Raw genomic sequence first — 22,042 nt, forward strand, 5'->3', positions numbered from 1 at the left:
GTCGGGTGTGTGGTGTGGCGTCGTGGCCAAAAGTATCCGTCCACGGCGTGCCGTCCGGCGAGCGCGATTCTGCAAAGTCCTTGCCTGATCCTCCAGAACGCTGGCGGCCGTGGTGCAAGGCGGCTGGTGGCGCGCTAAGCTCCGGGCACCCGATCCTCCACGGCGCCCGCCCGCCGTGGCTTCATCCGTCACAAGGTTGAAACATGCCCGACAAAACACCCGAATTCGCAACCGCCGTGGCTGCGCCGGTGCCGCTGGAGCCCGAACTCGAGGCGGCCCGCAAGGAACTGGTCGCACTGATCAACCGCATCACACGCGGGCAGGACGGCAGCATCGAAACCCCGGTGCCCGGCCTGTTCGTGTACTGCATCAACAAGCCCGACGGCCCCAAGCATGCGCTGCAGACGCCGGCCTTCGGCCTTATCGCGCAGGGCTCCAAGCGCGTGATGGTGGGCGACGAGATCTACGTCTACGACCCGATGCACTACCTCGTGAGTTCGGTCGACCTTCCGGTCTGCGGGCAGGTGCGCCTGACCAGCGAGAACGAGCCTTACCTGGGCCTGCGCCTGGACCTCTCGCTCGACGAGATCGGCGACCTGATCCGCGACGAAAAGCTGCCCGCCAAGGCCAATGCGCCCGCATCGCGCGGCGTCTACGTCAGCCGCATCGCGATGCCGGTGCTCGAACCCGTGCTGCGGCTGCTGCGGCTGCTGGATACGCCCGAAGACATCCCGATCATGGCGCCGATGGTCAAGCGCGAGATCTTCTATCGCCTGCTCGTGAACGGCGAGGGCGCGCGGCTGCGCCAGATCGCGCTGCAGGACAGCCACACCCAGCGCATCGCCAAGGCGATCAGCGCGCTGCGCATCAACTATGCGCAGTCGCTGCGCATCGAGGACATGGCGCGCGCGGTGCACATGAGCGTGTCGTCGTTCCACCACCACTTCAAGGCCGTGACGGCGATGAGCCCGCTGCAGTACCAGAAGCAGTTGCGCCTGCAGGAGGCGCGCCGGCAAATGCTGATGGCGGGAGCCGACGTGGCGAGCGCGGCGCACAGCGTGGGCTACGAGAGCCCGTCGCAGTTCGCGCGCGAATACGGCCGCATGTTCGGTGTGCCGCCGCTGCGCGACAAGCGGCGCTGGCTGGCCGAGGCCGAGGCGCAGAACGACGCGCTCGGCGCCGCATCGCAGGCGGCCTGAGCGGCTCAGCGCAGCACGAGCACCGGCAGCGTCGAGTGCGTCAGTACGTGCTGCGTCTCGCTGCCGAGCAGCAGCCGCTGCAGTCCCTTGCGGCCGTGCGAGGCCATGACGATCAGGTCGCAGCGGTGCTTGCGCGCCGCGGCGATGATCGATTCGGCGACCCGGTCCGAGTTCGCGACCACCGGCTTCACATGCACCCCAGCCGCCGCCGCACGCGCCGCGACGCTGTCGAGCATGGCTTGCGCCTTGTCGGCCCACTGCTTTTCCACGTGCGCGATCTCCTCGGGCGAAAAAGCCATGGCACCCTCGAAGTAGCCCTTGGGGTAGCGTGGCACCACGGTGAGCGCCACAAGGGAGGCCGCGTGCGCGGCTGCGAGGTCGATGGCGCTGGCGACGGCCTTCTTCGACAGCGTGGAGCCGTCCGTGGCGACGAGGATGCGCTTGAACATGGGAATTCTCTCCAGTGAAGTTGCCGTCAGCTTAGGCGGTGACCGGGCGCGCCACTTGATGCATATCAAAGGGGAGGGCGCCGGCCCCGCTTAGCCTTGCGCGATGCAAGCTGCGCTCGCCCCCTTTTCATCGCCCGATGCGGCGCCGCCCACGCCATTGCACGAGGCCTGGCGGGTGCTCGACGATCCCGCCGAATGGTCCGCGTTCGGGCGCGCGCTCGATGAAGGCGCGCCGGCGGCCGCACGCTGGGAATCTCAGGTTGCCGTCGAAGGCATGCATTGCGCCACCTGCGGCTTCACGCTCGAGTCGGCGCTGCTGCGCGTGCCCGGCGTTCAGGAGGTGCAGGTCAATGCCGCGAGCCGGCGCGCGCGGATCGTGTGGTCTGCCGTGCTGGTGCGGCCCTCGCAATGGTTGGAAGCCGCCGAGGCGGCAGGCTACCGGCTGGTGCCCGCAACCGACAGCGCCGCGCGCGAGCGCCGTTCGCGCGAGGTGCGGCTCGCGCTCTGGCGCTGGCTGGTGGCGGGTTTCTGCATGATGCAGGTGATGATGTACGCCTACCCGGCCTACATCGCGCAGCCCGGCGAGATGGCGGACGACGCCGCGCAGTTGCTGCGCTGGGCTTCCTGGGTGCTCACGCTGCCGGTGCTTTTCTTTTCCTGCGGCCCGTTCTTCCGCAGCGCGTGGCGCGACATCCGCCACGGCCGCATCGGCATGGACCTGCCGGTGGCCTTCGGTATCGCCATCGCCTTTGCCGTCAGCACGGCGGCCACCTTCGACAGCGCCGGCGTGCTGGGCAGCGAGGTGTATTTCGACTCGCTCACCATGTTCGTGTTCTTCCTGCTGACCGGTCGCTGGCTCGAGGCGCGGCTGCGCGATCGCACCGCGGGCGCGCTCGAGACGGTGCTGAACCGCCTGCCGGACAGCATCGAGCGGCTCGCTGCGGATGGCAACTGGGAGCGCGTGGCGGTGCGCCGACTTGTGGCCGGCGACGTGGTGCGGGTGCGCGCGGGCGAAGCCTTTCCGGCCGACGGCGTGCTGCTGGACGGCGGCACCAGCACCGACGAGGCGCTGCTCACCGGCGAGTCGCGTCCCGTGCCCCGTGCCCGCGGCGAGCGCGTGCTGGCGGGCAGCCACAACCTCTCTGCCACGGTGCAGGTGCGCATCGACGCGGCGGGCGAGGGCACGCGCTTCGCGCAGATCGTCCGACTGATGGAAAGCGCCGCCTCTGGCAAGCCGCGCTGGGCACTGCTGGCAGACCGTATCGCTCGGCCGTTCCTTGCCGTGGTGCTGGCCTCGGCCGCTGCCGCAGCGGCGTTCTGGTGGCATGTCGAACCGGGCAAGGCGTTGATGGTGGCGGTGGCGGTGCTCATTGCGACCTGCCCCTGTGCGCTGTCGCTCGCCACACCCGCGGCCATGCTCGCAAGCGCGGGTGCGCTGGCGCGTGGCGGTGTGCTGACCGCGAACCTCCAGGCGCTCGAGGCGCTCGCCGCGGTGGACACCGTGGTCTTCGACAAGACCGGCACGCTCACCGGCGACACGCCGCGCCTGGACCGCGTGTTCTGCCGGCAGGGTTTGCGCCACGGCGAGGCGCTGGAGATGGGGGCCGCGCTGGGCGCGCACTCGCTGCACCCCGGCGCGCGAGCGCTGGTGGCTGCATGGCAGGCGCAGCTCGACATGCCGCCCGCCTGGGAGGTGATGCAGCCGGCGGAGCGCGCGGGCTTCGGGCTCGAAGGGCTCATGCGGCGCGCCGGCGGTCCGGATGGCGCGGTGCGCCGCGTCCGGCTCGGGGCAGCCGCGCATTGCGGGGTCGCGTCGGTTGCCGTCGAGGCGCCGCAGGTGCACCTGAGCGACGACGACGGCTGGCTCGCGAGCTTCGTGCTCGCAGAAGACCTGCGCCCCGACGCCGTCGCCGCAGTGGCGGCGCTGCAGGCCGAGGGCATCACGGTGCGGCTGCTGTCGGGCGACCGCGACGGCGCCGCGCGGGAGGTTGCCGCGCGTGCCGGCATCGAATTCGCGCAGGGCGGCTGCACACCCGAGGAAAAGCTCCAGGTGCTGTGGCGGCTGCAGGCCGAAGGCCGGCAGGTCGCCATGGTGGGCGACGGACTCAACGACGGGCCTTCGCTCGCCCGCGCGAACGCCTCGTTCGCCTTCGGCAAGGCGGTGCCGCTGTCGCGCGCGCGCGCCGACTTCGTGGTGCTCGGCGAGACGCTCTCGGCCATCCCGCGCACCATCTCGCAGGCGCGTCGCACCGCCCGCGTGGTGCGGCAGAACCTGGCATGGGCAGCCGGCTACAACGCGCTGTGCGTGCCGCTCGCCATCGCTGGCTGGCTGCCCGCGTGGCTCGCGGGGCTGGGCATGGCGGCGAGTTCGCTCGTGGTGGTCGCCAACGCGGCGCGGCTCGCGACCGTGGCGCAGAGGGGCCGCTGATGGACGTCCTCTTTCTTCTGATTCCGCTGTCGGTCGCGCTGGTGCTCGCGATCCTCGCAGGCCTTTGGTGGGCCATCGAGCGTGGGCAGTTCGACGACATCGACGGCGAAGGCGACCGCATCCTGCGCAACGATTGATCTGCATCAAACCCCGGGCCCTGTCGGCCGCGGACACTGCCTTCAGAACATCCAAAGGCAGCACGATGCAAGTTTCGAACCCCCCGGCGGCGATCTACGACGACACCGCCGTCCGCCAGTTGAGCCTCATGTCCGTGGTCTGGGGCGTGGTCGGCATGCTCGTCGGCGTGATCATCGCCGCCGAACTCGCATGGCCCGACCTCAGCCTCGGCATTCCCTGGCTCAGCTACGGCCGGCTTCGGCCGCTGCACACCAACGCGGTGATCTTCGCGTTCGGCGGCTGCGCGCTCATGGCCACCAGCTTCCACGTGGTGCAGCGCACCTGCCAGGTGCGGCTGTTCGCGCCCCGGCTCGCATCGTTCGTGTTCTGGGGCTGGCAGGCCGTGATCGTGGCGGCCGCCATCAGCCTGCCGATGGGCTACACCTCGGGCAAGGAATACGCCGAACTCGAGTGGCCGATCGACATCCTGATCGCCGTGGTGTGGGTGGCCTACGCCATCGTGTTCTTCGGTACCGTCGGCACGCGGCGCGTGCGCCACATCTACGTGGCCAACTGGTTCTACGGGGCCTTCATCATCGCGGTGGCACTGCTGCACATCGTCAACAGCGCCGCGATCCCGGCCGGCTGGATGAAGAGCTACTCGGCCTATGCCGGCGTGCAGGATGCAATGGTGCAGTGGTGGTACGGCCACAACGCAGTCGGCTTCTTCCTCACCGCCGGCTTCCTCGGGATGATGTACTACTACATCCCCAAGCAGGCCGAGCGGCCGGTCTATTCGTACCGGCTCTCCATCGTCCACTTCTGGGCGCTGATCTTCACCTACATGTGGGCCGGCCCACACCACCTGCACTACACCGCGCTGCCGGACTGGACCCAGTCGATCGGCATGGTGTTCTCGCTGATCCTGCTCGCGCCGAGCTGGGGCGGAATGATCAACGGCGTGATGACGCTCTCGGGCGCCTGGCACAAGCTGCGCACCGACCCGATCCTGCGCTTCCTGATCGTGGCGCTGTCCTTCTACGGCATGGCCACCTTCGAGGGGCCGATGATGTCCATCAAGACGATCAACGCACTGAGCCACTACACCGACTGGACCGTGGGCCACGTGCATGCCGGCGCGCTCGGCTGGGTCGGCTTCATCACGATGGGTTCGCTGTACTACCTGGTGCCGCGCATGTACGGGCGCACCACCATGTTCAGCATCAAGGCCATCGAGGCGCACTTCTGGATGGCCACGATCGGCATCGTGCTCTACATCGCCGCGATGTGGATCGCCGGCGTGATGCAGGGCCTGATGTGGCGCGCGATCAACCCCGACGGCACGCTCACCTACACCTTCGTCGAGAGCGTGAAGGCGACCTTCCCGTTCTACGTCGTGCGGCTGATCGGCGGCCTGCTGTACCTCGCCGGCATGCTGGTGATGGCGTGGAACGTGTGGATGACCGTGATCTCCGGACGCTCCGTACAGGCCGCGATCCCGCCCATCGCCCTGGCCCACGCCTGAGAAAGCAAAGCACCATGCCTTCCACACCCGACAACAAAAACCGCGGCTTCACCCACGAGAAGGTGGAGACCAACAACCTGCTGATGATCGTGCTGATCCTCGTAGTGATCGCCATCGGCGGCCTGGTCGAGATCGTGCCGCTGTTCTTCCAGAAGTCGACCACCGAGCCGATCCAGGGCCTGAAGCCGCCGACGGCGCTGCAGCTGGCCGGTCGCGACGTGTACCTGCGCGAGGGTTGCTACAACTGCCATTCGCAGATGATCCGCCCGTTCCGTTCGGAGACGCTGCGCTACGGCCACTACTCGGTGGCGGGCGAGTTCGTCTACGACCGGCCGTTCCAGTGGGGCAGCAAGCGCACCGGTCCGGACCTGCACCGCGTGGGCGGCAAGTACAGCGACGAGTGGCACCGCATCCACCTGAACAACCCGCGCGACCTGGTGCCCGAATCGAACATGCCGGCCTATGCCTGGCTCGAGAAGAAAACCGTCGATGCCGAGGCGATCCCGCGCCACATGCGCGCGCTGCGCCGGGTCGGGGTGCCCTACACCGAAGAGGAGATCGCCCGCGCCGGCGCGGACGTCCGCGGCAAGACCGAGATGGACGCGACCGTGGCGTACCTGCAATCGCTCGGCCTGACGCTCAAGTAAGGAGCACCGCACCATGATCGACCTGACCTTCCTGCGCGTCGGCGCCACGCTGGCCTGCTTCGCGCTGTTCCTCGGCATCGTGGCCTGGGCCTATGCCAGCCGCAACGCCGCCCGCTTCGACGAGGCCGCGCAGCTGCCGCTCGAGCAGGACTGAGCGCGAAGAGAAAACAAGAGAGCCCCCATGAGCGATTTCGTCAACAACTTCTGGTCCAACTACGTGGCGGCGGGCACGCTGCTGAGCATCCTCGGATGCCTGCTGCTGCTGTGGCTCACGGCGCGCAAGCGCGTGCCCTCGGACGCGGACAACACCACTGGCCACGTCTGGGACGAGGACCTGCGCGAAGCCAACAATCCATTGCCGCTGTGGTGGGTCGGCCTGTTCGTGCTCACGATCCTTTTCTCGGTCGGCTACCTCGTGGTGTACCCGGGCCTCGGCAGCTTCGACGGCCAGGCGGAATGGAGCGCCAAGGCCGAATACGAGGCTGAACTCACCAAGGCCACCGCCGCGCTCGCGCCGGTCTATGCGAGCTACGACGGCATGGCCCCGGAAGACATTGCCCGCGAGCCGAAGGCCATGGCGATCGGCGAGCGGCTCTTCATGAACAACTGCGCGCAGTGCCACGGCTCCGATGCGCGCGGCAGCAAGGGCTTTCCGAACCTCACCGACAAGGAATGGCTGCACGGCGGCACGCCCGAAAAGATCGTCGAGTCGATCACCCACGGCCGCACCGGCACGATGCCGCCGATGGCGGCCGCGGTCGGCACGCAGGATGACGTGAAGAACCTCGCCAATTACGTGCTGAGCCTTTCGGGCGCGCCGAATGACTCGCTGCGCGCAGGGCTCGGTAAGTCGAAGTTCACGGCCTGCGCCGCCTGCCACGGCATCGGCGGGGTCGGCAACCAGGCGGTGGGCGCGCCCAGCCTCGCCGACAAGGTCTGGCTGCACGGCTGGGGCGAGGCGGCGATCGTCCAGATCGTCAACGAAGGCAAGAAGAGCGAGATGCCGGCGCAGCAAGGACGGCTGACCGAGGCGCAGATCAAGCTGCTCGCGTCCTACGTCTGGGGCTTCTCGAACGCACCGGTCGCCGGGCCCTGAATGCGCGGAGGTTGATCATGGAATCATCCGCAGGCCGCAAGTCGATTCCGATCGTTCCCGTCGCGGCCGAAGCCGAAGCGGTCGGCCTTTACCAGGCATCCAAGAAGATCCATCCGCGTGCGATCCAGGGCGTTTTCGCGCGCTGGCGCTGGGCGATGGTGTTCCTGACCCAGCTGGTGTTCTATGGCATGCCCTGGATCCAGTGGGGCGAACGGCAACTGGTGCTGTTCGATCTGGCCGCCCGCCGCTTCTATGTCTTCGGGCTCGTGCTGTACCCGCAGGACCTGATCTACCTGTCTGGGCTGCTGGTCGTCAGCGCACTGGCGCTGTTCCTGTTCACCGCCGTGGCAGGGCGGCTGTGGTGCGGCTATGCCTGCCCGCAGACCGTCTACACCGAGATCTTCCTCTGGGTGGAGCACAAGATCGAGGGCAACCGCTCGGCCCGCATCCGACTCGACGGCGAGGCCATGTCGCTCGAGAAGCTGGTGAAGAAGTGGTTCAAGCACCTGGTCTGGATCGGCATCGCGATGTGGACCGGCTTCACCTTCGTGGGCTACTTCACGCCGATCCGCGAACTGGGCCTGGCCTTCCTGCAGACGGGCATGGGCTCGTGGGAGGTGTTCTGGGTCTTCTTCTACGGTTTCGCGACCTACGGCAACGCGGGCTTCATGCGCGAGCAGGTCTGCAAGTACATGTGCCCCTACGCGCGCTTCCAGAGCGCCATGTTCGACCGCGACACGCTGATCGTCAGCTACGACCCGCAGCGCGGCGAGCCGCGCGCCCCGCGGCGCAAGGACATCGACCCGCGCAGCAAGGCGCTCGGCGATTGCATCGACTGCGGCCTGTGCGTGCAGGTCTGCCCGACCGGTATCGACATCCGCCAGGGGCTGCAGTACGAGTGCATCGGCTGCGGCCTGTGCGTGGACGCCTGCAACACGGTGATGCGCAAGATGGGCTATGCGCCGCGGCTGATCCGCTACGACACCCAGAACGGCATGGAGGCCGGATGGTCGCGCCAGCAGCTGCTGCGGCGGGTGCTGCGCCCGCGCGTGCTGGCCTATGCGGCGATCCTCGCGCTGCTCGTGGCCGGGTTGCTCGCGAGCCTGGTGGTGCGCACGCCTCTCAAGGTCGATGTGGTGCGCGACCGCGCATCGCTCGCGCGCATCGTCGAGGGGGGCCGGCTCGAGAACGTCTACCGGCTGCAGATCATGAATGCCACCGAGGCGCCGCGCAGCTATCGCATCACAGCGCACGGCATCGACGGGCTGAGCGTCTCGCCGGACACCCCCGTCACCGTGGACGCGGCCCAGTCGCGCTGGGTGGCGGTTCGGCTGCAGGTGCCCTATGGCGCTGTGGCGGCGGGTTCGCACACCGTGCACTTCGACATCCGGGAAGAGGGCGCAGGCGGGGTGCAGGTCTCGGAACCGGCGGCCTTCCTGGTGCCGCGCTGAATCGACAAGGAACAACGACATGACCGCAACGACATCGATCGGCAACGACGCGCCGGCAACGCAAGGCGACGATCGGTGGTGGCGGCATCCGCTGCTGTGGATGGTGATCGCCGGACCGGCGCTGGTGGTGGTCGCGAGTTTCGTGACGCTCTGGTATGCGCTCGCCACGCCCGATCCGGTGGTCTCGGCCGACTACTACCGGCGCGGGATCGAGATCAACCGCATGCTGGCCGACAAGAAGCTGATGCCCGCCATGGCCGGGCGCAACCATGCGACCACGCCGGTCGAGGCCGTGCCGCTGCCGCCGCCGGAGGTACTGCGATGAGTTCGTCGCGCCAGGTCATCGGCATCTTGTGGCCGGCCTTCCTGCTCGCCTGCGGGCTCGAGGTGCTGGTCTTCTCCCTGGTCGATCCTTCCGACCTGCACTGGGGCGGTGACGCGCTGCGGCTCTCGCGCCAGGGCGTCTACAGCATCGCCTTCTTCGTTTTCTGGGCGATGGCGGCCGCGTCGAGCGCCTTCACCGCGCTGCTCGCCATGCCGCCGGCGCGCGATCTTCCGGAGCATCCGCAATGAGCCTGTCTTTTCCCGTGGCCCCCGGGACCGCCGAGCGTCCCTCTGCGCAGCCGTTGCCGCCCGACCTGCTGCGACAGTTCGACGTGGCCGGACCCCGCTACACCTCCTACCCCACGGCCGACCGCTTCGTCGAGGCGTTCGGCGCCGAGGCTCATGCGCTGGCGCTGCGCGAGCGGCGCAGTGCGGGCACCCATGCGCCCGCGCTCTCGCTCTACGTGCACATTCCGTTTTGCGAATCTCTGTGCTACTACTGCGCCTGCAACAAGGTGGTGACGCGGCACCGCGAACGCGCGACGCGCTACCTCGGCTACCTGGCGCGCGAGGCGCGGCTGCAGGCGGCGGCGCTCGGCGCGCGCGCGGCCGTGAGCCAGTTGCACCTCGGCGGCGGCACACCGACCTTCCTTGCCGATGCGGAGCTGAGCGAGCTGATGGCGATGCTCGGCACGGTCTTCGACCTGGTCCCGGGCGGCGAACGCTCGATCGAGATCGATCCGCGCACCGTCGATGCGGTGCGGCTCGCGCACCTCGCGGCGCTGGGCTTCAATCGCCTGAGCTTCGGCGTGCAGGACTTCGATCCCGAGGTGCAGAAGGCGGTGCACCGCATCCAGCCGGCGCAGCAGGTCTTCGGGCTGATGGCCGAGGCGCGCGCGCTGGGCTTCGGCTCGATCAACGTGGATCTGATCTACGGGCTGCCGCGCCAGAACGACGCCTCTTTCGCCTGCACCATGTCCCAGGTGTGCGACCTGCGGCCCGACCGCATCGCCCTGTATGCCTACGCCCACCTGCCCGAGCGATTCAAGCCGCAGCGGCGCATCGCCGCGGACCAGTTGCCCGATGCAGCGGCGCGGGTGCGGATGCTGTCGCATGCAATCACCACACTGACCGCAGCAGGCTACGTCTACATCGGCATGGACCACTTCGCGCTTCCGGACGATCCGCTCGCGGTGGCCCGGCGTGAAGGGCGGCTGCAGCGCGGCTTCCAGGGGTACGGGACCGAGCCCGAGGGCGACCTGCTGGCATTGGGCGTGTCGGGCATCGGCCGCATGGGCGCCACATACAGCCAGAACGCCAAGACCATTGAGGCCTACTGCGACCTGCTCGACCAGGGCCGCCTGCCGGTGGAGCGCGGTCTGGCGCTCACGCGCGACGACCTGCTTCGGCGCAACGTGATCATGGCGCTCATGTGCCAGGGCCACGTCGATTTCGATGCCGTGGGCGAGGCGCACCGGATCGACGCGCGGCGCCATTTCGCGGCCGAGTTCGCTGCGCTCGGTCCGCTCGCGGCTGAGGGCCTGGTGCGCATCACCGACCACGACATCCGCGTCACGCCGCAGGGCTGGTTCGTCGTGCGCGCCATCGCGATGGTGTTCGACCGCTATAGCCGCGCGAGCCAGGGCCGTTTCTCGCGGATGGTGTGAGCATGACGCAGACAGCACTCGCCGGCGCCGCGCTGGTCATGGGCCTGGCCAGCGGGCCGCACTGCATCGCCATGTGCGGCGCCGCATCGGCCGCCGTGATCCGCATCGTTCCCGTTCGGGCGCACGCAGGGTCCGGCGGCACGGGCGCACCCGCCTGGGTCGGTGCGCAGGCCGCCTTCCACCTGGGCCGCGCTGCGAGCTATGCAGTCGCGGGCGCCGCCGCAGCCGCGAGCGTGGGCAGCCTGGCGCTTGCCAGCGACCAGGTGGCGGCGCTGCGGCCGCTCTGGACGCTGCTGCACGTGTTCGTCTTTGCCTGGGGCGCGATGCTGGCGATCGCCGGGCGACAGCCGGTGTGGACGCAGCGCATCGGGCGCCGGCTCGAAGCACGGCTGCGCCCGCTCGGCGCGGCCACGCCGCTGGGGGTGCTCGCGACCGGCGCGCTGTGGGTCGCGATGCCGTGCGGACTGCTCCATTCGGCGCTGTTGCTGGCGAGTCTCGGCAACCGGCCGTGGGACGGCGGCCTCGCCATGCTGGCCTTCGCGCTCGGCAGCGGCCTGTCGCTGGCGCTCGGGCCCTGGCTCTGGCGGCGCCTGCACCGGCAGGGCGAAGGCAGCCTCCAGGCCTGGGGGGCGCGGCTGTCGGGCGTGCTGCTCGCCGCGGTGGCGGTGCAGGCGCTCTGGTCCGACCTGGGTCCGCGCATCGACGCCTGGTGCCGCTGAGCGCCGCGCAGGGTTCAGTTCACGCTACCGAGCAGCAAGGCCTGCAGCACGAAACACCGGTTGGCCGCGGGCGGGGTGCGCTCGTCGAGCCAGGCGGCCAGGCGCGCGGTCGGATGGGACGCACAGGCCGCGCCGTCGTAGACCGGGATGCCGGCATGCCGGCCGATCTCGCGCACCACCTCCGGCGGGAGCCCCTGGCATTCCACCGCGTCGTAGAAGCGCCCGAGGATCCGCGCCGCATGCTGGACCTCGCCGGGCATGCCCAGGTTGGAAGGGCCGGGGCGCACGGTGGCGACGAGCGCGCCGAGCGCTTTCGCCGCGCCTTCGAACAACGCGCGGCTCTCGCGGTGGGCTTCGTCGTCGCTGCAGAGCATGCCCAGGTTCTTTCCCTTGAGCTGCGGAGCGGGGGCGCCGCGCAGCGAGGCCGCCTGGAGCAGGCGCGCAGCGCTCAAGAGTGCCGCCTCGTCTTGCGGCGACAGCGCCCGGAAGGCCGCGGCATTGTGGATTTCAAAGGGATAGGACATGGGCGCCAGGATGAAGCCCGCAAGACTAGCGGCGCAGACGCCGGCCAGGATTGATGCGGATCAAACCTGGCGCGCGGCGTGCCGTTACAGATCGGACACGGAGGGTTCACCGAGCGTTACCCAACGATGCGAACCATTGGCATGCCATTGCCTCGTGTTTTTTAACATTTGTCTACTAAATAACGAGATGCACAGGAGTTACCAGATGCTCGACCTCACCCGCACCGCCACCGCCTTTCCGGCACTGCAGGGCTTCGCCGCGGCCGGCGCGAGGCCCGCCACGGGCGTGGCGGTCTATGAAAGGGCGAGCCGCACGATGGCCGAGACGCTGAAGCTGCTGCAGGAGCGCCTCGCACCGCAGCGCCGCGTGGTGCATGCGGGCGACCGGGTCTACCAGGCCGGCGAGCGTTTCGGCAATCTCTACATCCTGAACTCGGGCTTCTTCAAGATCGTGAACCTTTCGGCGGACGGCCGCGAGCAGGTGGTCGGGCTCAAGTTTCGCGGCGACTGGCTGGGTTTCGACGGCATGGCGCGCAACCAGTATTCCTGTGACGCGGTGGCCATGGACACGGGCGAGGTCTGGGTCGTCTCGTACGAATCGCTCGTGTCGGCCTGTCTGGCCGAACCGACGCTGCTGCAGGTGTTCCACACGGCGATGAGCCGCGAGATCGCGCATGACCGCGATTCGCTGATGTCGGTCTGCACGCTGCCGACCGACGCGCGCGTGGCCGACTTCCTGCGCTACTGGGCCGAGTCGCTCGCCGAGCGCGGCATGCGCGCCGACCAGATCACCCTGCGCATCACGCGCGCCGAGATCGGCAACTACCTCGGCATGACGCTCGAGAGCGTGAGCCGGGCGCTGTCGAGGCTGGCGCGCGACAAGGTCATTGCGATGGAGAAGGGCCGTCGCGAGGTGCAGATCCCCGACGTGGGCGCGCTGTCGGCATTCGTGCAGCGCTGCCTGGCCCCGGCACCGGCGATGCTGCAATAGCCGATCAGTGCCGGCCCGCGAGCGCCCGGGTCAGCGCGCCCGCGAGTTCGGCGCGCGTGTAGGGCTTGCGCAGCAGCTCCCAGCCCTGCAGCACGTCGCGGTCAGCCTCTAGTAACTCCGACGAGAACCCCGACATCAGCAGGATCGCGACCTGCGGAAAGCGCCGCTGCACCTCGGCGGCGAGCCGGGTGCCGCGCATGCCGGGACCGAGCGCGATGTCGCTCAGCAACACGTCGAACGAACCCGCGCCGGCATCGAGCGCGAGCAGGGCCTCCTCGGCGTTGGCGGCTGTCGAGACGGTGCAGCCGAGCGCCGCGAGGAATGCCTGCACCACTTTGCGCACTTCGGCGTCGTCCTCGACCAGCATCACGCGCAGGCCCGCGGGAATGGCATGGCCGACCGCATCCTCGCGCGGCGCGGCAGGCGCCGCGTCGTCGAGCTCTGGCAGATAGAGCGTCACGGTGGTGCCCGACCCGGGCCGGCTCGCGATGGCCACTGCGCCCTTGGACTGCTTCGCGAATCCGTAGACGGTGCTGAGCCCCAGCCCGGTGCCGCGGCCCGCTTCCTTGGTGGTGAAGAAGGGCTCGAAGGCGTGTTCCTTCACCTCGTCGGTCATCCCGGTGCCGCTGTCTGCAATCGAGATCGCGACGAAGCGGCCATGCGCGTCGTGTTCGCTGAGTTCGTTGCGCACCTCGGGCGGCAGCGCGCCGCAAGCTTCGGTGCTGAAATGCAGCGCGCCGCCCTTGGGCATTGCGTCGCGCGCATTGATGGCGATGTTCAACAGCGCCGATTCGAGCTGCCCCGGGTCGGCCAACACGGACGGACAACCAGGTGCGGCATCGATGCTGATCGTGATGCGTTGGTCCAGCGTGCGCCGCAGCATGTCGGCGAGCGACTGCAGCAGCGCGTGCGTGTCGACCGCATTGGGCTGGAGCATCTGCCGGCGTGAAAAGGCCAGCAGCTTGCCGGTGAGCTCCGCACCGCGCCGCGATGCCCGCGTGGCGGCGCCGACGAGCTGCTGCGCGTGGCTGTCCTGCGCCAGGCCCGGCAGCTCTTCGAGCACCTGCAGGTTGCCCTGGATGATGGTGAGCAGGTTGTTGAAGTCGTGCGCGATGCCGCCAGTGAGCTGGCCGACGCTCTCGAGCCGCTGCGCATGGTTGAGCGCCTCCTCGGTCTGCACCCGCTGCAGGCTGGTCGCGAGCAGGTTCGAGAGCGATTCGAGGAAGCGCAGCTCCTCGTCGCCGAAGCGCCTGGCCTCGCGCGACCGGACGGCGAGCACGCCGGTGAAGCGGCCGCGGTCGTAGAAGGGCACGGCCACGCCGCTCACCATGCCCGCGTCGAGGTACGCCTGCGGCACGGCGAAGCGGCGCTCCACGCTGTAGTCGGACACGACCACCGGCGCGCCCTCGGCGAACACGAAGCCTGGCGGGGTGCTGGCGTGGCTCTGCAGCCTTGCACCGACCTCCTCGCCGGGCACCAGCCCCACGCCGCTGGCGACGCGAAACTCGAGCCGGCTGCTTTCGAGCAGCAGCACCATCGCCACGTCGACCTCCAGCGCCTCGGCGGCGATTGCCGGCACGTGGTCGAGCACGACCTGCAGATCGCGCGTGTCCACAGCCAGCCGGCCGAGCTGCGCCACATGGTCGCTGTAGCGCGCGCGCTGCAGCGCCTGCTTCACGCGCGGGTAGGCGCCGATGTCGCGGATCGCGGCCACCACGAACGGCAGCCCCTGGTTCTGAAGCGGGCTCAGCGCGATCTCGACCATCACCTCGCTGCCGTCCTTGCGCTTGGCGACCAGTTCCATCTGCGTGCCCATGGGCCGCGGACGCGGCGCCCGGCCGTAGGCCTCGCGATAGGAAGCATGGCGCGGCCGGATGCTGTCGGGCACCAGCGCATCGACGCTCAGGTCGACGAGCTCGTCGACCGTGTAGCCGAGCAGGATGGCAGCCGACGGATTGGCCAGCACGATGGCGCCCGCCTGGTCGACGAGCAGCAGCGCATCGGGGTAGGCGAAGAAGAGCGAGCGGAAGACGCTGGATTCCTCGATGCCCGAAGGCAGGCCGGGCAGGGCGCCGGCGGTGGGCGGCGTAGAGGCGTGCATGACCTCAGCCCGGGATGACCGGCGCAACGAAGAGATAGCCGGCGCCGCGCACCGACTTGATGATCTGCGGATCGTCGGCGTCGGACTCGATCTTGCGGCGCAGCCGGCCGACCTGCACGTCGATCGTGCGGTCGAACGGGGCCGCCTCGCGCCCGCGCGTGTGCTCAAGCAGGAAGTCGCGCGAGAGCACGCGGCCCGGATGACGCACGAAGGCACAGAGCAGGTCGAACTCGCCGCCCGTGAGCGCCACATTGACGCCCTGCGGGTCCGAGAGGCTGCGCGCCGCGGTGTCGAGCCGCCACCCGGCAAACGAAAGCCGGCCGCCGGGTGCCGCCGGCGCAGGGGCCGCTGCCGGTGGCAGCGGGGCGGGCGCCCGGGCGAGCGGCGCGCCCTCGGGCGCCAGCCGCCGCAGCACGGCCTTGATGCGTGCCACGAGTTCGCGCAGGTCGAAGGGCTTGGTCACGTAGTCGTCCGCGCCGACCTCGAGGCCCACGATCTTGTCCACCGCGTCGCCGCGGCCCGTGACGATCACGAGCCCGCAGCGCCAAGTCTCGCGCATGCGCCGCGCGATCGCGAATCCGTCCTCGCCGGGCAGGCCCAGGTCGAGCAGCACCAGGTCGGCCGGATCGGTGCTCATCAGCGCGGTCAGTGACCGGCCGTCGTGCAGCTGGGTCACACGGAAGCCATGGCCCTGAAGGTAGTTGGCCAGCAGCAGCGTGATGTCGACCTCATCGTCGAGGACCGCGATGTGGAAGGCGGATGTCATTCGGCAGGCAGGGGATGTGGGCGCGGGTTCGGCGGCATCGCCGAAACTGCCTGTAAGCGTATCACGCACACATCGAGAAACTTAACCTCGGGCGGCCGTGCCGCTCGAGACGGTGGCGGTTCAGGGTGTGGCGAAGGTCACGCGGGTGGCGATCAGCACGCCCTGCGCGACGCTGTCGCCGACCACGGTGACGCGGCGGCCGTTGCCGAGGTCGGCGACGGTGCCGTTCTCGAACACGGTCGACGGGCCGCTGGCATCCACGGCCCGCCCCTGCACCCGGAAATCCGAGGCCGACTGGTAGCTGCCGATGGCGCCGATCAGCGAGAAGTCGACCGGGCCGCCGACGCCTGGCACGTTGCGCACGCGCAGCTTCTTTGCCACCAGCACGCCATTCGCCGACATGATGCCGTCGACCTCGACCTTGACGCCGTTGCCCACCGAATCCTGCTGGCCGCCCGGGATCTGCGCACCGGAAGCATCGACGGTCGTGCCGAGCAGCTTGAAGTTGGCCAGCCCGTTGAAGCCGCTCACCACGCCCGCGAGCTGCACCGCCGCGCCCGCCTGCCGGGGCACCGCATACCAGCCCTGGACTTGGCTGGCCGTGAAGTTGCCGAAGCTGGGCGCCGTGCCGCCGCGCACGCGCACGATCGCGTCTTCGGCGAGCGAGGCCGCGTCGATTCCGCCCGAGAACGCGGCTTGCTCGAAGCTCACAGTGAGCTGGCCGAGCGTGAAGGTCTTGGCGCCGCGGTCGAGGTTCTTTACGGCACCGGTCACCAACGCTGCGGTGTTGCTGGGCCGCAGTTCGACGCGCGTGGCGCGCAGCGCGCCCGGGGCGACGGGCAGCCCCCACACCTGCACGACCTGGCCGGCGACCGCCTGGGCGAGGCCGGTCGAATCGCCCCAGACCGTGGCGTTGTCGGTGCTGACCGTGGTGCCCATGACCGTGAAGCTGCCGCCGGCGAGGTCGATCGCCGACACCGCGCCGCGCAGCTCGGCCGCCGAGACCACGCTCTGGGCCGTGGCGGTGGTGAACTCGCTGTCGATCTTGCCGGCGATGCGCACGCTCATGCCGATCTGCAGCTCGGCGGTGTCCTCGAGGCTGAAGCTCGCGGTGTCGGTGTTGTAGCGCACACCGTTGAGGATCACGCTGCCGATGCCGCCGACCGAGCCGATGCCCGCGTCGGCACTCACGCCGGTGCCGCCCGAGCCCACGCCCGAACCGTCATCCGTGCCGTTGCCCGCGGTGGAGGTGCCATCGCCGCCGTCACCGCCGCCGCTGCCGCCCGCGGTGCCCGTGCCGCCCGTTCCGGGGCCGCCCGGCCCATCGCCGCCGCCACCACCGCCATCGTTGTTGGTTCCCGTGCCGGTACCGGTGCCATAGCCGCCGCTCAGACCGAGCCCGCTCACGGAGCCCCCACCACCGCCGCCGCCTCCGCAGGACAGCAGCACCGCCATCGCCGCGGCCATGAAGATGCCGCGCACCAAGGTTGTTGGGATGTTCATCGTTTTACTTCCTTGCGCCCCGAGGGAAGGGCGGCCGGCCGCGTCTGCGGCGCCGGCTCATCTTCGTAATAGGTGTAGATGCCGACCCGGATCCGGCCCTTGGCGCCATCTGGCGCGCGCTTGACCGCGCGGGTCATCTCGCCCGTGAGTTCCAGATGCAGTGCCGACCAGCGCTCGCGCACCAGCTGGTGGATTTTTTCGCAGTCTTCCGCGCTCAGGCCGCGTGCGAACACCGCGCGCTCAAGCATGCGCGGCTGCTCGCCGAGGGTGTTCGAGACGGCGGCCAGCAGGTGGTCGCGGCCGTTGTCGCCGAGGAAGGCGAGCATCGACTGCAGGTCGTCCACCGGCACGAAGCCGTCGACCTTCAGCTCGGCGCATCCGTCCTGCTCGGCGACCATGTTCAGGCGCACCAGCTCGTCGAGGATGGTGCGGTGGTGCACGTTGCCGCGGCTGCCGAGCCGGGCCACGGTCTCGAAGGAGGGCACGTCGTCGCCTTCGGCGGTGATCGGCAGGCGCTGGAAGGCCAGGTTCTCGGACACCATCTGCAGCCACAGCGTGAAGGTCTTGGCCGCGGCCGAGAGTTCGGTGTGGGGCAGGGCGTCCGCGGTCTCGCGGACCTTCGCGGTCACGGCCTTGCGGTTCAGCCCCGTCGTGACCGACAGCTGGCTGATGTTGGGCCGGGCCACGCCCTGGCGGCGCCAGGAACGCGCGGCCTCCTCGAGCAGCACGTCGCGCAGCAGCACCTCGAGATGCGGATGCTTCACGCCCATCGCCAGGGCGAGCCTGACCACGGGCCGCAGGATGCGGGCGCAGGCGGCAAGTGCCCAGTCGAGCTGGTGTTCCATGAAATGAAGCGTGTGAAACCGATGGGGTGACGGTTTTCGGCCTGCGGGCGGCGGCCGCCGTCAGTGCGCTATTGTCGTCGCCGCGGAGGATCGCACAAAAAACCGCTCATCCGCCGGCGCTGCAGCTGCCGGCCGCTGAACGGGTGATCGACGAGCGCCCGGTGGCGCTGATTTTCACCACGCGCTCTTGCGAGCCGGCCGGGCTGGCGCGGCAGATGGTAAGGGTGGCGGCGGTAGCGCCCACGCCTGTGCCCTCGAAGCGCAGCGCGCTCTGGCTGGCGCCGTCGCGGATGCGATAGCCATTGGCGGCCGCGCCCTGCTTCTGGACCACCTGGCCGCCGCTGAGGACGATCCAGCCTGCCTCCCACTGGCCATTGCTGGCGCAGCTGCTGCCGTTCGACGAGGCGCACAGCGTCACTTGCGCATTGCGCTTGATCGCCTCGCTGCGGGCGAGCTGGCTGGCCGCGACCAGGTCGGTCGCGTAGGCGCCGAGCCGGTTCGACAGCAGCACGTTGTCGTAGGAGGGCACAGCGATCATGGCGAGCACCACCATCACCGCGACAGTGACCATCAACTCGACCAGCGTGAAGCCGCGCATTCGCATGGGTGGTGCCTTGCCTTACTTCTGGATGAACCAGTAGACGCGCCCCTTGGGCTGCGTGAACGCGGTCTTGACGGCGGTGCCCTTCGGGCTCAGGAACGAATCGGGGTTGGCGCCGATCACCACGTCGCGGTAGCCGTTGCCGATCTTCACGCGGCCGACGACGGGCGAGGGCGCCAGGCCGCCGCCCACCACGGTCTGGAACCGCGGCCCGGCGTTCTGGCCGGCCGCATTGAGGTAGGAGACGTTGTAGACCCTGGCCGTGCCGAGGTCGGCGCGGCAGGACTGGCGCACAGCCGGATTGGTCGGCGTGTGGGTGTTGAAGGTGGTGGTGCCGTAAGCCGTGACCGAGGAGGTCACGACCTGCTCGCCGGCCTCGAGCGCGAGCCACCAGCCCTTGCGGGCGGCCAGGTCGGCGGTCGAGGGCGAGCCGGTGCCGGTGATGCCGAGCAGCGAGGCGTGGCACAGCAGCGCGTTGTCGTTGCAGCGGGTCGCTTCGTTGGCGAGCCAGCTGTCGTCGTTCGGCTTGTCGACCATCATGTAGAAGCGGTTCGTGACGCTGAGCGCCGCGCCGTAGGAGCGCAGCGGCTTCTCGCGGTCGCCCGAGCCGATCAGCAGCACGACCACGCCGTTGTCCACCACGGCGTCGGGGCCGAACATGAACTTGCGGTTGGGCGTGCAGGTGGCCACGGTGTCGCAGCCCAGCGCCGCGATCCGCGTCATCGTCCAGCTGCCGGGCGCGGTGCTGCCGATCTTGATGCGGTACACGTTGCCGCCCAGATCGGCGGCATAGGCCACCACGGCGAGGCCAGCGCTGTCGTTCACCACCGTCACTTCGCCGCTGACGCTGCGTGAGGTGGTGAAGGTGTTGAGGATTTCGCCGCTGTTCGCGTCGAGCACGTAGATCCGGTTGCCCTTGGCACCTGTGCCGCAGGCGGTGGCAGCGGTGGCGGCATCCACGTCCTCGCACTTGTCGTAGCCGCCGCCGAAGATCAACACCGGCGTGCTGCCATCGCCGTGGCCGCTGGCCTTCACGACCTTGGGCGCCGACCAGGTCTGGCCGATGCCGGCCATGCCGGTGTCGCAGCCCGTGTCGTTGTCCTGGTTCGGGCAGCCGCGGCGCCACTTGAGGCTCGGTGCCGCGGGGTTCGAGACGTCGAAGGCATAGATCAGCCGGCCGCCGCGGCGCATGCTGGCGTAGAGCCAGGCCGTGCTGCCGTCGCGGTAGGCTGCCATCGGGCCGTCCATGCCGTAGGGTTTGGGCGCGCCGGGGCCCAGCGTCGTGGGCAGGCCCGGGAAGTTGATGCGCTGGCTGTTGTCGTGGATGCGCTTGATGCTGCCGTAGAACTCCGGCGGCACGAAGGACCACAGCTCGCCGCCGGGGGGCGCCCCGCCGACGGTGCCGGACTGGTTGCCGTTGACGGCGCGCAGTGCGCCGTCGTTGGCGCCGTAGAACACCACCACCTGCGCATCAGTGTCGGTGCCGTAGTTGATCGCCACCGGGCGCGAGTGCACCACGTCGCCGTGCACCGAGGGGCGCATGGCGCTCGAGGTGAGGGGATTGCCGGCGGTGTCCTCGCGTTCGTCGCCCTTGTTGTCCAGGCCGCGCAGCCAGTTGATCAGCGCGGCGCGCTCGGTGGTCGTCTCGACGCCGAGCGCGGTCGTGGTGATGTTGGTGTTGCCGTCGCTGAAGCTCGTCAGCGCCGTGCAGTTGCCCGGCGTGCAGGTCTTCATGTTGCGATCGGCCACGGCGAGCTGCCGCAGCATGTAGCCCTGCGCACCCTTTTCGACGACGTTGCCGTCGGGGCTTTCGGCTTCGGCCTTGTCGACGCAGTCGCCCGCAGGCCGGAAGCGCCAGTAGGTGTCGTTGTCGCTCGGCAGCGGTGTCCAGAAGCTGCGCGCGCACGGCGCGATGAAGCCGGTCTGGTTGTTGATGGCGTTGGCGCCGGCCGCGTCCTGCAGGATCAGCTGGTTGTTGCGGTCGAGGCCGAGCTGGTACTGCTTGAGATTGCCGTTCCAGCGCGGATAGGCCGATTCGTCGGGGCGGAACATGCCGACGAACACCTGGTTGAGGTACGTGCCCTGGGTGTTCACGCTCACGGGCAGGCTCACCGACGAGAACACGCTGTTGACCGACTGGATCTTGCTGAAGATGTCGTCGAGCGTTTCCTTGAGCGCCAGGCCCAGGTCGACCTCCGCGGAGAGGTCGAAATACTCGCCCTTGCTCACCGTCGCCATGCTCTGCAGCAGCGCGCTCCACCCCGGCCCCTGGCCGCCGCTCGCCTTGGCGGCCTCGACCGTGAACACGCTCACCCCCATGCTGGACTGCAGGAAGCGGGCCCATTCGTCGGCCACGTTCTCCTGCGAGCCGCTGGTGCCGAGACGGATGGTGGCGGTGTCGCCGCCGGCGGCGCGCAGCGCGGCGGTCGAGGTGACGGTGTCGGCGTTGTTGTCCTGCGCGGCACCGTTGCTGATGTAGATGACGAAGGTGCCGATGCAGTTGGCGGTGTCCGGGCCGGTGTAGCGCGTGCTGTTGACCGCCGCGAGCGGGTTGCCCCCCAGCGCATAGACCGCCTTCGAGGCGGCGCTGCCGAAGACGTTGCCCGCGTAGTCGGCCTTGGCCTTGTTGTTGCCCGCCATCGGCGCGCCGGAGCTCAGGTAGCGGTAGACCTCGGCCATCATCTTGCCGGCCTTGCCGCCGTTGGACTTGTCGTCGATCTTGTCGAGGCTGCCGATCAGCGCGGCGTACCTGGCCTGCGTGGCCTTGTCCATCAGGCGCACGCCGGCGCGCAGGTAGGCGCCGTCTTCGTTCGAGTTGCCGCCGCCGGTCTCGGTGAACATCATCACGCCGACCTTGAACTTGCCCTCCGGCAGGCTGTTGAAGGCATTCGCCAGCGCCTCGATCTCGGCGACGAAGGGCTGGTTCCAGTTGGCCGTGTTGTCGAGCACGAACAGCACGTTGGGCGCCTCGGCCGCGCTCTGGTTGTAGCCGACGAACAGGTCGATGTCCTCCGCCCGGGACGCCGCGGACAGGCCGAGCGCGAGCATCGCGGCGGCGCAGAAGGTGCGGATGATGTTCTTTTTCATAG

At 69.3% G+C, this 22,042-nt stretch carries 21 protein-coding genes; 13 read left to right on the plus strand and 8 right to left on the minus strand.

The window, feature by feature from the left end; translation table 11 throughout:
- Positions 1 to 203 precede the first annotated feature (203 nt).
- Positions 204 to 1,199 carry an AraC family transcriptional regulator gene (locus AC3A6G_RS10480; RefSeq protein ID WP_487859142.1) on the plus strand — a complete coding sequence of 332 codons (996 nt, stop codon included), beginning with the start codon at positions 204 to 206 and terminating at the stop codon, positions 1,197 to 1,199.
- A 5-nt stretch (positions 1,200 to 1,204) separates the two neighbouring features.
- Here the strand turns inward: AC3A6G_RS10480 and AC3A6G_RS10485 are convergent, their stop codons facing one another.
- A complete protein-coding gene (locus AC3A6G_RS10485; protein ID WP_487859141.1) occupies positions 1,205 to 1,648 on the minus strand; it encodes a universal stress protein in 444 nt (147 codons plus the stop codon).
- Between the two features lie 103 nt (positions 1,649 to 1,751).
- On the opposite strand from AC3A6G_RS10485, the gene AC3A6G_RS10490 reads away from it, so the two are divergent.
- The 11 genes from AC3A6G_RS10490 to AC3A6G_RS10540 all read left to right on the plus strand — a co-directional run bounded on the left by AC3A6G_RS10490 (position 1,752) and on the right by AC3A6G_RS10540 (position 11,622).
- Positions 1,752 to 4,076 carry a heavy metal translocating P-type ATPase gene (locus AC3A6G_RS10490; protein ID WP_487859140.1) on the plus strand — a complete coding sequence of 775 codons (2,325 nt, stop codon included), beginning with the start codon at positions 1,752 to 1,754 and terminating at the stop codon, positions 4,074 to 4,076.
- The gene (gene ccoS / locus AC3A6G_RS10495) at positions 4,076 to 4,213 is read left to right on the plus strand and encodes a cbb3-type cytochrome oxidase assembly protein CcoS (RefSeq protein WP_487864416.1); all 138 of its coding nucleotides are present in this window, start codon (positions 4,076 to 4,078) and stop codon (positions 4,211 to 4,213) included. Before AC3A6G_RS10490 ends, ccoS begins: the two co-directional genes overlap by 1 nt.
- Positions 4,214 to 4,278: 65 nt before the next feature.
- Entirely contained in the window at positions 4,279 to 5,718 is a 1,440-nt protein-coding gene (ccoN, locus tag AC3A6G_RS10500; RefSeq protein ID WP_487859138.1) for a cytochrome-c oxidase, cbb3-type subunit I, read from the plus strand.
- A 14-nt stretch (positions 5,719 to 5,732) separates the two neighbouring features.
- Positions 5,733 to 6,365, plus strand: a complete 633-nt coding sequence (gene ccoO, locus AC3A6G_RS10505; protein WP_487859137.1) for a cytochrome-c oxidase, cbb3-type subunit II — start codon at positions 5,733 to 5,735, stop codon at positions 6,363 to 6,365.
- A gap of 13 nt (positions 6,366 to 6,378) precedes the next feature.
- Positions 6,379 to 6,519, plus strand: a complete 141-nt coding sequence (locus tag AC3A6G_RS10510) for a cbb3-type cytochrome oxidase subunit 3 (RefSeq protein WP_487859136.1) — start codon at positions 6,379 to 6,381, stop codon at positions 6,517 to 6,519.
- Positions 6,520 to 6,546: 27 nt separating this feature from the next.
- Positions 6,547 to 7,461, plus strand: a complete 915-nt coding sequence (gene ccoP / locus AC3A6G_RS10515; RefSeq protein WP_487859135.1) for a cytochrome-c oxidase, cbb3-type subunit III — start codon at positions 6,547 to 6,549, stop codon at positions 7,459 to 7,461.
- A 17-nt stretch (positions 7,462 to 7,478) separates the two neighbouring features.
- Positions 7,479 to 8,912, plus strand: coding sequence for a cytochrome c oxidase accessory protein CcoG (gene ccoG / locus AC3A6G_RS10520; protein ID WP_487859134.1), 1,434 nt, complete (start codon positions 7,479 to 7,481; stop codon positions 8,910 to 8,912).
- 19 nt (positions 8,913 to 8,931) lie between these two features.
- Positions 8,932 to 9,237, plus strand: a complete 306-nt coding sequence (locus tag AC3A6G_RS10525) for a FixH family protein (RefSeq protein WP_487859133.1) — start codon at positions 8,932 to 8,934, stop codon at positions 9,235 to 9,237.
- Positions 9,234 to 9,485 carry a hypothetical protein gene (locus tag AC3A6G_RS10530; protein WP_487859132.1) on the plus strand — a complete coding sequence of 84 codons (252 nt, stop codon included), beginning with the start codon at positions 9,234 to 9,236 and terminating at the stop codon, positions 9,483 to 9,485. Before AC3A6G_RS10525 ends, AC3A6G_RS10530 begins: the two co-directional genes overlap by 4 nt.
- Complete coding sequence (hemN, locus tag AC3A6G_RS10535; RefSeq protein WP_487859131.1) at positions 9,482 to 10,903, plus strand: oxygen-independent coproporphyrinogen III oxidase; 1,422 nt, start codon at positions 9,482 to 9,484, stop codon at positions 10,901 to 10,903. Before AC3A6G_RS10530 ends, hemN begins: the two co-directional genes overlap by 4 nt.
- Before the next feature lie 2 nt (positions 10,904 to 10,905).
- On the plus strand, positions 10,906 to 11,622 hold the full coding sequence (locus AC3A6G_RS10540) for a sulfite exporter TauE/SafE family protein (protein WP_487859130.1): 717 nt from the start codon (positions 10,906 to 10,908) through the stop codon (positions 11,620 to 11,622).
- A gap of 14 nt (positions 11,623 to 11,636) precedes the next feature.
- Here AC3A6G_RS10540 and AC3A6G_RS10545 read toward each other — a convergent pair whose 3' ends face one another.
- A complete protein-coding gene (locus tag AC3A6G_RS10545; RefSeq protein ID WP_487859129.1) occupies positions 11,637 to 12,146 on the minus strand; it encodes an ornithine carbamoyltransferase in 510 nt (169 codons plus the stop codon).
- A gap of 205 nt (positions 12,147 to 12,351) precedes the next feature.
- Here AC3A6G_RS10545 and AC3A6G_RS10550 point away from each other — a divergent pair, with 205 nt between their 5' ends.
- Positions 12,352 to 13,137, plus strand: coding sequence for a Crp/Fnr family transcriptional regulator (locus AC3A6G_RS10550; RefSeq protein ID WP_487859128.1), 786 nt, complete (start codon positions 12,352 to 12,354; stop codon positions 13,135 to 13,137).
- A gap of 4 nt (positions 13,138 to 13,141) precedes the next feature.
- Here AC3A6G_RS10550 and AC3A6G_RS10555 read toward each other — a convergent pair whose 3' ends face one another.
- The 6 genes from AC3A6G_RS10555 to AC3A6G_RS10580 form a co-directional block, all read right to left on the minus strand.
- On the minus strand, positions 13,142 to 15,238 hold the full coding sequence (locus AC3A6G_RS10555; RefSeq protein ID WP_487859127.1) for a PAS domain S-box protein: 2,097 nt from the start codon (positions 15,236 to 15,238) through the stop codon (positions 13,142 to 13,144).
- Between the two features lie 4 nt (positions 15,239 to 15,242).
- Positions 15,243 to 16,004, minus strand: a complete 762-nt coding sequence (locus tag AC3A6G_RS10560; protein ID WP_487859126.1) for a winged helix-turn-helix domain-containing protein — start codon at positions 16,002 to 16,004, stop codon at positions 15,243 to 15,245.
- A 120-nt stretch (positions 16,005 to 16,124) separates the two neighbouring features.
- The gene (locus AC3A6G_RS10565; RefSeq protein WP_487859125.1) at positions 16,125 to 17,507 is read right to left on the minus strand and encodes a DUF5666 domain-containing protein; all 1,383 of its coding nucleotides are present in this window, start codon (positions 17,505 to 17,507) and stop codon (positions 16,125 to 16,127) included.
- Positions 17,504 to 18,352: a DUF6502 family protein gene (locus tag AC3A6G_RS10570; RefSeq protein WP_487859124.1), complete on the minus strand. Its 849-nt coding sequence runs from the start codon at positions 18,350 to 18,352 to the stop codon at positions 17,504 to 17,506. Before AC3A6G_RS10570 ends, AC3A6G_RS10565 begins: the two co-directional genes overlap by 4 nt.
- Positions 18,353 to 18,458: 106 nt before the next feature.
- Positions 18,459 to 18,956 (minus strand): GspH/FimT family pseudopilin, encoded by a 498-nt coding sequence (locus AC3A6G_RS10575; RefSeq protein WP_487859123.1) that lies wholly within the window; start codon positions 18,954 to 18,956, stop codon positions 18,459 to 18,461.
- A 15-nt stretch (positions 18,957 to 18,971) separates the two neighbouring features.
- Entirely contained in the window at positions 18,972 to 22,040 is a 3,069-nt protein-coding gene (locus AC3A6G_RS10580; protein WP_487859122.1) for a pilus assembly protein, read from the minus strand.
- Between the last annotated feature and the right edge of the window lie 2 nt (positions 22,041 to 22,042).

This window comes from Variovorax sp. Soil_C_26, from assembly GCF_057657075.1.

What these genes read in the sequence shown, in the direction of transcription:
- AC3A6G_RS10480 (WP_487859142.1), top strand. Translation starts at nt 204, where the DNA reads ATGCCCGACAAAACACCCGAATTCGCAACCGCCGTGGCTGCGCCGGTG.
- AC3A6G_RS10485 (WP_487859141.1), bottom strand. Translation starts at nt 1,648, where the DNA reads ATGTTCAAGCGCATCCTCGTCGCCACGGACGGCTCCACGCTGTCGAAG.
- AC3A6G_RS10490 (WP_487859140.1), top strand. Translation starts at nt 1,752, where the DNA reads ATGCAAGCTGCGCTCGCCCCCTTTTCATCGCCCGATGCGGCGCCGCCC.
- ccoS (WP_487864416.1), top strand. Translation starts at nt 4,076, where the DNA reads ATGGACGTCCTCTTTCTTCTGATTCCGCTGTCGGTCGCGCTGGTGCTC.
- ccoN (WP_487859138.1), top strand. Translation starts at nt 4,279, where the DNA reads ATGCAAGTTTCGAACCCCCCGGCGGCGATCTACGACGACACCGCCGTC.
- ccoO (WP_487859137.1), top strand. Translation starts at nt 5,733, where the DNA reads ATGCCTTCCACACCCGACAACAAAAACCGCGGCTTCACCCACGAGAAG.
- AC3A6G_RS10510 (WP_487859136.1), top strand. Translation starts at nt 6,379, where the DNA reads ATGATCGACCTGACCTTCCTGCGCGTCGGCGCCACGCTGGCCTGCTTC.
- ccoP (WP_487859135.1), top strand. Translation starts at nt 6,547, where the DNA reads ATGAGCGATTTCGTCAACAACTTCTGGTCCAACTACGTGGCGGCGGGC.
- ccoG (WP_487859134.1), top strand. Translation starts at nt 7,479, where the DNA reads ATGGAATCATCCGCAGGCCGCAAGTCGATTCCGATCGTTCCCGTCGCG.
- AC3A6G_RS10525 (WP_487859133.1), top strand. Translation starts at nt 8,932, where the DNA reads ATGACCGCAACGACATCGATCGGCAACGACGCGCCGGCAACGCAAGGC.
- AC3A6G_RS10530 (WP_487859132.1), top strand. Translation starts at nt 9,234, where the DNA reads ATGAGTTCGTCGCGCCAGGTCATCGGCATCTTGTGGCCGGCCTTCCTG.
- hemN (WP_487859131.1), top strand. Translation starts at nt 9,482, where the DNA reads ATGAGCCTGTCTTTTCCCGTGGCCCCCGGGACCGCCGAGCGTCCCTCT.
- AC3A6G_RS10540 (WP_487859130.1), top strand. Translation starts at nt 10,906, where the DNA reads ATGACGCAGACAGCACTCGCCGGCGCCGCGCTGGTCATGGGCCTGGCC.
- AC3A6G_RS10545 (WP_487859129.1), bottom strand. Translation starts at nt 12,146, where the DNA reads ATGTCCTATCCCTTTGAAATCCACAATGCCGCGGCCTTCCGGGCGCTG.
- AC3A6G_RS10550 (WP_487859128.1), top strand. Translation starts at nt 12,352, where the DNA reads ATGCTCGACCTCACCCGCACCGCCACCGCCTTTCCGGCACTGCAGGGC.
- AC3A6G_RS10555 (WP_487859127.1), bottom strand. Translation starts at nt 15,238, where the DNA reads ATGCACGCCTCTACGCCGCCCACCGCCGGCGCCCTGCCCGGCCTGCCT.
- AC3A6G_RS10560 (WP_487859126.1), bottom strand. Translation starts at nt 16,004, where the DNA reads ATGACATCCGCCTTCCACATCGCGGTCCTCGACGATGAGGTCGACATC.
- AC3A6G_RS10565 (WP_487859125.1), bottom strand. Translation starts at nt 17,507, where the DNA reads ATGAACATCCCAACAACCTTGGTGCGCGGCATCTTCATGGCCGCGGCG.
- AC3A6G_RS10570 (WP_487859124.1), bottom strand. Translation starts at nt 18,352, where the DNA reads ATGGAACACCAGCTCGACTGGGCACTTGCCGCCTGCGCCCGCATCCTG.
- AC3A6G_RS10575 (WP_487859123.1), bottom strand. Translation starts at nt 18,956, where the DNA reads ATGCGAATGCGCGGCTTCACGCTGGTCGAGTTGATGGTCACTGTCGCG.
- AC3A6G_RS10580 (WP_487859122.1), bottom strand. Translation starts at nt 22,040, where the DNA reads ATGAAAAAGAACATCATCCGCACCTTCTGCGCCGCCGCGATGCTCGCG.